This window comes from Burkholderia sp., from assembly GCF_018375725.1.
Taxonomy (GTDB): Bacteria; Pseudomonadota; Gammaproteobacteria; order Burkholderiales; family Burkholderiaceae; genus Burkholderia.
The window spans coordinates 1-8,160 of sequence record NZ_JAHACR010000193.1 but is presented as its reverse complement, the minus strand read 5'-3'; the positions used below and the strand labels follow the sequence as shown (position 1 = coordinate 8,160).

The window sequence follows — 8,160 nt, the reverse complement described above, 5'->3', positions numbered from 1 at the left end:
GACGGCACGGTCAAGTCGCTCGGCCAGAAGTACTTCGGCGATATCGACATCTCCGCGCAATAAGCCGCGGCGGCGCGCCGGCCCGGAACCGGGCGGCGTCCGTCCGGCGCCGCGCGCCGAGCCGCACAGGCGTGACGGCGCTGTGCGCCCGGCCGCGCCAGGCATCGAACGCCGGACATGCGTGTGCGGGCGCCGCGCGTCAGCCGACGTGCGTGCGCTTGGCGACGGGCGCGGCGGTTTCCATCGTCGCGAGCCCGTGGACGATCCCGCAATCCTCGACCGAATGTTCGCCGACGCACTGCTCGCGCAGTTGCGTCAGCTGTTCGCGCAAATGCGTCAGCTCGGCGAGCCGTGCGTCGACATGCCCGATGTGCGCGTCGAGCAGCGCATTGACGGAATCGCAGCGATCGGTCGGCGTATCGGTAAGCTGCAGCAGCGCGCGGATCTCGTCGTGCGTCATGTCGAGCGCGCGGCAATTGCGGATGAAGCGCAGCCGTTCAAGGTGCGTGTCCGTGTAGTTCCGGTAGTTTGCGTCGGTGCGCCTGGCATCGGGCATCAATCCCTCCTTCTCGTAGAAGCGGATCGTCTCGGGCGTGCACCGTGCGGCTTTCGCCAGTTCGCCAATCTTCATACGGTTCTCCGGTCGAAGGGTTGACCTTGTAGTGGCTTCAGGGTGTTAACTGTACCTCGTCAAGCCATCAGGAGGTTGCGATGACCGAGGCGAAGCACGCCCGCAACGAACACGATACGACCGCCGGTCATGCCGGCGCGTGCAGCGCGCATGCGCACGACGAGGCCGCGCTGCGCGCGGACGGCGCGACGCCGGCATGCGACGGCGCGCCGGACGGCCGGGCGGAACAGACCGGCGGGCATGCGTGTGGTCACGATCATGATCGTGACGGCAGTCACGCGCACGGCCGTGGGCCGGAGCAGGGCCATGAGCATGAGCATGGCCATAACCACGCATGCGATCACGACCATGAACATGGCGGCGCCCACGCCCACGCCGGTGCCGACTGCTGCACGCCCGCCGCGCTGACGCTCGCGCCGCTGCCGACCACGCAGGCGACTGCGTCGGGCAACGTGGTTTCGTCATTCCGCATCATGCAGATGGACTGCCCGACCGAGGAAACGCTGATCCGCAAGAAGCTCGGCGGGATGCGCGAAGTCGCGGCGCTCGAATTCAACCTGATGCAGCGCATGCTGACCGTCGAGCACGTGCCGGGCGCGCAGGCCGCGCTCACCGCCGCGATCCGTTCGCTCGGCATGACGCCCGAAGCGGCGTCGGCCGATGCGCCGCCGTCCGGCGCGCCGGCGGCGCCCGCAAAGCCGTGGTGGCCGCTCGCGCTGGCGGGCGTCGCCGCGCTCGCGTCCGAGGCGGCGACGTGGTTCGGCCTGCCGGCGTGGGTCGCCGCGGCGCTCGCGCTCGCGTCGGTCGCGGCGTGCGGGATCACGACTTACCGGAAAGGCTGGATCGCGCTGCGCAACGGCAACCTGAACATCAACGCGCTGATGAGCATCGCCGTGACGGGCGCGATGGCGATCGGCCAGTGGCCGGAAGCGGCGATGGTGATGGTGCTGTTTACGATCGCCGAACTGATCGAGGCGAAGTCGCTCGACCGCGCCCGCAACGCGATCCAGGGCCTGATGCGGCTGGCGCCGGATACGGCGACGGTGCGTCAGCCCGACGGCGCGTGGCGCACCGTCGACGCCGCGCAGATCGCGCTCGGCGCGATCGTGCGCGTGAAGCCGGGCGAGCGGGTCGGTCTCGACGGCGAAGTGGTGGCCGGCCGCTCGACCGTCAACCAGGCGCCGATCACCGGCGAAAGCATGCCGGTCGAGAAGGCCGCGGGCGACGCCGTGTTCGCCGGCACGATCAACGAGGCCGGATCGTTCGAATACCGCGTGACCGCGGTCGCCGCCAACACGACGCTCGCGCGGATCATTCATGCGGTCGAGGAAGCGCAGGGCGCGAAGGCGCCGATGCAGCGTTTCGTCGACCAGTTCGCGCGCGTCTACACGCCGGTCGTGTTCGCGATCGCGTTCCTCGTCGCGGCGGTGCCGCCGCTCGTTACGGAGGGCGCGTGGCATGACTGGATCTACCGCGCGCTGGTGCTGCTCGTGATCGCGTGTCCGTGCGCGCTCGTGATCTCGACGCCGGTGACGATCGTGTCGGGTCTCGCCGCCGCGGCGCGGCGCGGGATTCTCGTGAAGGGCGGCGTGTATCTCGAGGAAGGACGCAAGCTCGCATGGCTCGCGCTCGACAAGACCGGCACGATCACATACGGCAAGCCGGTGCAGACGGACTTCGTGCCGCGTGCGGCGGACCATGCCCCGGTACGCGTGCAGTTTCTCGCCGCGAGCCTCGCCGCGCGCTCGGATCATCCGGTGTCGCAGGCGATCGCGACGGCCGGCAAGGCCGTGGCGACCGGGCCGTTTGCCGACGTGCAGGACTTCGAGGCGCTCGTCGGGCGCGGTGTGCGCGGCACGATCGACGGCGTCGGCTACTGGCTCGGCAACCACCGGCTCGCCGAGGAACTGGGGCGCTGCTCGCCCGCGCTGGAGGCACAGCTCGATGCGCTCGAACGGGAGGGCAAGAGCGTCGTGATGCTGATCGACGGGACGCGCGTGCTCGGCGTGTTCGCGGTCGCCGACACGATCAAGGAAACCAGCCGCGAGGCGATCGCCGATCTGCATGCGCTGGGCATCAAAACGGCCATGCTGACGGGCGACAACCCGCATACCGCGCAGGCGATCGCGCAACAGGTCGGCATCGACGACGCGCGCGGCAACCAGCTGCCCGAGGACAAGTTCGCGGCGGTGCACGAGCTGGCGTCCCGGGCAGGCGCGGTCGGCATGGTCGGCGACGGGATCAACGACGCGCCGGCGCTGGCCCGCGCCGACCTCGGCTTCGCGATGGGGGCGATGGGCACGGACACCGCGATCGAGACCGCCGACGTCGCGCTGATGGACGACGATCTGCGCAAGATCCCGGCGTTCGTGCGGCTGTCGCGCGCGACGCACCGGGTGCTGGTGCAGAACATCGGATTCGCGCTCGGTGTGAAACTGGTGTTTCTCGGCCTCACCGTTGCCGGTCTCGGCACGATGTGGATGGCGGTGTTCGCCGATGCCGGCGCGAGCCTGATCGTCGTCGCCAACGGGTTGCGCCTGCTGTCCTTCAGGGACAGGGCTGCCGACGCGCCCGCGCGCGTCTGACGCGCGGACGGCATTTGTCCGGGCACGCGCCCGCATGCAGGGCCTGATCCATCCTGCCGCTCGGCAGAGTGGATCAGGCCCATATTTTTTTGAAATAGGGTCTCTTCATCGCGAATCCGTGACTAAAGTTAAAGACGGTGAAATCGGCTGAAATTGTCATTGTTCCGAGGTAAGTTGCCACGAGCGGGGAAGCACGTTTTTTCGAGGTACGCGGGTAGTGGGTCGATGTTCAATCGCAACGCCACGTTTTCGGGAGAAGAAGAAATGGATGCATCCAGCTTCATCACGTCGCTGCAGGCCACGCTGGGAGGGTATCTCCCGAAGATCGCCGGCGCGATCGGCATCCTGGTCATCGGCTGGCTGATCGCCGTGGCGGTGCGGGCCGGCGCGTACCGGCTGCTCGGAGCGCTGAAGGTCGATCAGCGGATCGCCGAAAGCACCGGCCAGGGCGCGTACGTGGAGCGCATCGTCGCGGGCGGCCTGTTCTGGCTGGTGCTGCTCGTCACCGCGGTGGGCATTTTCAACGTGCTCAACCTGTATGCGGTATCCAATCCGTTCTCGCTGCTCGTCACCAACATCGTCAGCTACCTGCCGAACCTGATCGGCGGCGGGGCGCTCACGCTGATCGCGTGGCTGGTCGCGTCGCTGCTGCGCAGCCTCGCGGGCCGCGCGCTGAGGGTCGGGAAGTTCGACGATACGCTGTCGACGAGCGCTGGCATGCGCCCGATGAGCAGCTATCTCGGCGACGTGCTGTTCTGGCTCGTGATCCTGATGTTCCTGCCGGCGATCCTGTCCGCCTTTGCCCTGTCGGGCCTGCTCGCCCCGGTGCAGGGGATGGTCGACAAGCTGCTCGCCATCGTGCCGAATGTGTTCGCGGCGGCCGTGATCGGCTTCGTCGGCTGGCTCGTCGCCCGCGTGCTGCGGGGCCTCGTCACGAACCTGCTCAGCGCCGCCGGCGCCGACCGGCTGACCGAGCGCCTCGACAGCCCGGCGCCCGTGCGCCTGTCGAGCCTGGTCGGCACGATCGTCTACGTGTTCGTCTTCGTGCCGACGCTGATCTCCGCGCTCGACGCGCTGAAGATCGACGCGATCTCGGGGCCGGCGACCAGCATGCTGTACCAGTTTCTCGGCGCGGTGCCGGACATCGTCGCGGCGATCGTGATCGTGCTCGTCACGTTCTACTTCGCACGCTTCGTCGCCGCGCTCGCGCAGAAGCTGCTGGTGGCCGCCGGCGCCGACGGACTGCCGGCCGTGCTCGGCGTCGAGGCCGTTTTTTCCGGGATGCTGCAGCCGTCGGTGCTGGTCGCCCGGCTGATCGTGTTCTTTGCGATGCTGTTTGCCGCGGTCGAGGCGGCGAACCGGCTCGGGTTCTCGCAGGTGCGCGACGTCGTCACGCTGTTCATCGAGTTCGGCGGCCACGTGCTGACGGGCGGCGTGATCCTCGTGATCGGCTTCTGGCTCGCGGGCCTTGCGCGCCGCGTGATCCAGCAGGCGGACACCCAGCACAGCACGCTGTTCGCGCGGATCGCGCAGTTCGCGATTCTCGGCCTCGTGTTTGCGATGGGGCTGCGCACGATGGGCATCGCGAACGAGATCGTGCAGCTCGCGTTCGGCCTCGTGCTGGGCGCGATCGCGGTGGCCGTCGCGCTGTCGTTCGGCCTCGGCGGCCGCGAGGCGGCCGGCAAGCTGCTCGACCGCTGGTTCAACCAGCGCAGCGGCGAAGAATAGACCTCCCGCGCCCGTTTCCGTCGGCGAAACGTCAGCGCGGACCTTTGCCGAATTTCGATAACACGTCGATTAATGACTCACTAGCATCGATTCTCAGTCGGGCAGGCCGGCCCCGCGGGATCACCCGACGGGGCGCGTCCTGCCGGCGCATCCGCCGGGCGGAACCGCCGCCGCTTTTGAGGAGAAGATCGATGAAAGCAGAGTCGAATGGCCGGCCCGCCGCCGGCGGCATGACGTCCGGCCAGCCCGCGCTGCAGCAGACGCTCGGGACCTGGCAGCTGTGGGGCATCGCAGTCGGCCTCGTGATTTCCGGCGAATACTTCGGCTGGAGCTACGGCTGGGCGAGCGCCGGCACGCTGGGCTTCGTGATCACCGCACTGTTCGTCGCGGCGATGTACACCACCTTCATCTTCAGCTTCACCGAACTGACCACGTCGATTCCGCATGCGGGCGGCCCGTTCGCCTATGCGCGCCGCGCGTTCGGACCCGCGGGCGGGTATCTCGCCGGCGCGGCCACGCTCGTCGAATTCGTGTTTGCGCCGCCCGCGATCGCACTCGCGATCGGCGCGTACCTGCACGTGCAGTTTCCGGGGCTCGAACCGAAGCACGCGGCGATGGGCGCGTATCTCGTGTTCATGGCGCTCAACATCGTCGGCGTCCAGATCGCCGCGACCTTCGAGCTGATCGTCACGCTGTTCGCGATCTTCGAACTGCTGGTGTTCATGGGCGTCGTCTCGCCGGGTTTCGCATGGAGCAACTTCGTGAAGGGCGGCTGGTCCGGCGCCGATCACTTCAGCCTCGGCGCGTTCCACGGGATGTTCGCGGCGATTCCGTTCGCGATCTGGTTCTTCCTCGCGATCGAAGGCGTCGCGATGGCCGCCGAGGAAGCGAAAAACCCGAAGCGCTCGATCCCGATCGCGTACGTCGCCGGCATCCTGACGCTCGTGGTGCTCGCGGTCGGCGTGATGGTGTTCGCGGGCGGCGCGGGCGACTGGACCCAGCTCGCCAACATCAACGATCCGCTGCCGCAGGCGATGAAGTACATCGTCGGCGCGAACAGCGGCTGGATGCACATGCTCGTGTGGCTCGGCCTGTTCGGCCTCGTCGCGTCGTTCCACGGGATCATCCTCGGCTACTCGCGCCAGATCTTCGCGCTCGCTCGCGAAGGCTACCTGCCGGAGTGGCTCGCGAAGGTGCATCCGCGCTTCAAGACGCCGTATCGCGCGATTCTCGCGGGCGGCGTGGTCGGCATCGCGGCGATCTACAGCGACGAGCTGATCCAGTTCGGCGGCCAGACGCTGACCGCGAACATCGTCACGATGTCGGTGTTCGGCGCGATCGTGATGTACATCGTCAGCATGGCCGCCCTGTTCAGGCTGCGCCGCACGCAGCCGGACATGGCGCGGCCGTTCCGTGCGCCGCTTTATCCGCTCTTCCCGGCGTTCGCGATTGCCGCCGCGCTCGTCTGCCTCGGCACGATGGTGTACTTCAACGGGCTCGTCGCGATGGTCTTCGTCGGCTTCCTTGCGCTCGGCTACGCGTATTTCCTCGCGACCCGCGCGCAGCGTGCGAGCGCGCCCGGCGACGCGCTGCTGGAAGAGTGACCGTCCGTTCGGACGATATCCGGCGCGCCGCGTGAGCAGGCGCGCCGTGCGCTTTACAAGGAGACTCGCACCATGTCCTACACGGAGACGATCGGTCCGCGCACCTACCGCTTCGCGGACCTGAAGACGCTGCTCGCGAAGGCGAGCCCGCTGCGTTCCGGCGACCAGCTCGCCGGCGTCGCGGCGGCGAGCGAAGAGGAGCGCGTCGCCGCGAAGATCGCGCTGGCGGGCGTGCCGCTCAAGGCGTTCCTGAACGAGGCGCTGATTCCCTACGAGGACGACGAGGTCACGCGGCTGATCGTCGACGATCACGACGCCGATGCGTTTGCGGAAATCTCGCATCTGACGGTCGGCGATTTCCGCAACTGGCTGCTGTCGCCCGTCGCCGACGGCGCGGCGCTCGAACGCATCGCGCCGGGCCTGACGCCGGAGATGGTCGCGGCCGTGTCGAAGCTGATGCGCAACCAGGATCTGATCGCCGCCGCGCGCAAGCGCCGCGTCGTCACGCGCTTTCGCAACACGGTCGGGCTGCCGGGCCGGATGTCCGTGCGCCTGCAGCCGAATCATCCGACCGACGACGTGAATGGCATCGCCGCGTCGATGCTCGACGGCCTGATGTATGGTTGCGGCGACGCGATGATCGGCATCAACCCGGCGACGGACAGCCTGGCGGCGATCGTCAGGCTGCTCGCGATGATCGACGGTTTCCGCGAGCGCTATCGCGTGCCGACGCAGTCGTGCGTGCTCACGCACGTGACCAACACGATCGCGGCGATCGAGAAGGGCGCGCCGGTCGATCTGGTGTTCCAGTCGATTGCCGGCACCGAACAGGCGAACGCAAGCTTCGGCATCTCGCTCGCGCTGCTCGGCGAGGCGCGTGAGGCCGCGCTGTCGCTGAAGCGCGGCACGGTCGGCGACAACCTGATGTACTTCGAGACGGGGCAGGGCAGCGCGCTGTCGGCGAATGCGCATCATGGCGTCGATCAGCAGACCTGCGAGGTGCGCGCCTACGCGGTCGCCCGCAAGTTCGAGCCGTTCCTCGTGAATACGGTGGTGGGTTTCATCGGGCCGGAGTACCTGTACGACGGCAAGCAGATCATTCGCGCGGGGCTCGAGGATCACTTCTGCGGCAAGCTGCTCGGCGTGCCGATGGGTTGCGACATCTGCTACACGAATCACGCGGAAGCCGACCAGGACGACATGGACACCCTGCTGACGCTGCTCGGCGTGGCCGGCATCAACTTCATCATGGGGATTCCCGGCGCGGACGACGTGATGCTGAACTACCAGAGCACGTCGTTCCACGATCAGCTCTACGTGCGCGAGGTGCTCGGCCTGCGCCGCGCGCCGGAATTCGAGGAATGGCTGGAGACGATGGAGATCGCCGATGCGCACGGCGCGTTGCGTGCCGCATCGGCGCGCGTGCCGCTGCTCGCGGGCGCGAACGACTGGATGGGGCTGAACGCATGAGCGACGCCGTCGAAAAGAATCCCTGGAGCGAGCTGAAGTCGCTGACGAACGCGCGGATCGCGCTCGGCCGGGCGGGCAACAGCCTGCCTACGGCGCCGTTGCTCGCCTTCAACCTGTCGCACGCGCAGGCGCGCGATGCCGT

General features: G+C 68.1%; 6 protein-coding genes. 5 read left to right on the top strand and 1 reads right to left on the bottom strand.

Annotated features, from left to right (window positions below):
• Positions 1–199: 199 nt before the first annotated feature.
• Positions 200–631 (bottom strand): Cd(II)/Pb(II)-responsive transcriptional regulator, encoded by a 432-nt coding sequence (gene cadR, locus KH616_RS17715; RefSeq protein WP_292248804.1) that lies wholly within the window; start codon positions 629–631, stop codon positions 200–202.
• 80 nt (positions 632–711) lie between these two features.
• Here cadR and KH616_RS17710 point away from each other — a divergent pair, with 80 nt between their 5' ends.
• The 5 genes from KH616_RS17710 to KH616_RS17690 form a co-directional block, all read left to right on the top strand.
• On the top strand, positions 712–3,216 hold the full coding sequence (locus tag KH616_RS17710; protein ID WP_292248800.1) for a heavy metal translocating P-type ATPase: 2,505 nt from the start codon (positions 712–714) through the stop codon (positions 3,214–3,216).
• Between the two features lie 264 nt (positions 3,217–3,480).
• On the top strand, positions 3,481–4,944 hold the full coding sequence (locus tag KH616_RS17705; protein WP_292248797.1) for a mechanosensitive ion channel: 1,464 nt from the start codon (positions 3,481–3,483) through the stop codon (positions 4,942–4,944).
• Between the two features lie 191 nt (positions 4,945–5,135).
• On the top strand, positions 5,136–6,548 hold the full coding sequence (eat, locus tag KH616_RS17700; protein ID WP_292248794.1) for an ethanolamine permease: 1,413 nt from the start codon (positions 5,136–5,138) through the stop codon (positions 6,546–6,548).
• A 72-nt stretch (positions 6,549–6,620) separates the two neighbouring features.
• Positions 6,621–8,018, top strand: a complete 1,398-nt coding sequence (locus KH616_RS17695) for an ethanolamine ammonia-lyase subunit EutB (RefSeq protein ID WP_292248791.1) — start codon at positions 6,621–6,623, stop codon at positions 8,016–8,018.
• Positions 7,910–8,160, top strand: a 251-nt coding sequence (locus KH616_RS17690; protein WP_292248789.1) for an ethanolamine ammonia-lyase light chain EutC, incomplete at its 3' end; no start/stop codon positions are given. The genes KH616_RS17695 and KH616_RS17690, both read left to right, overlap by 109 nt.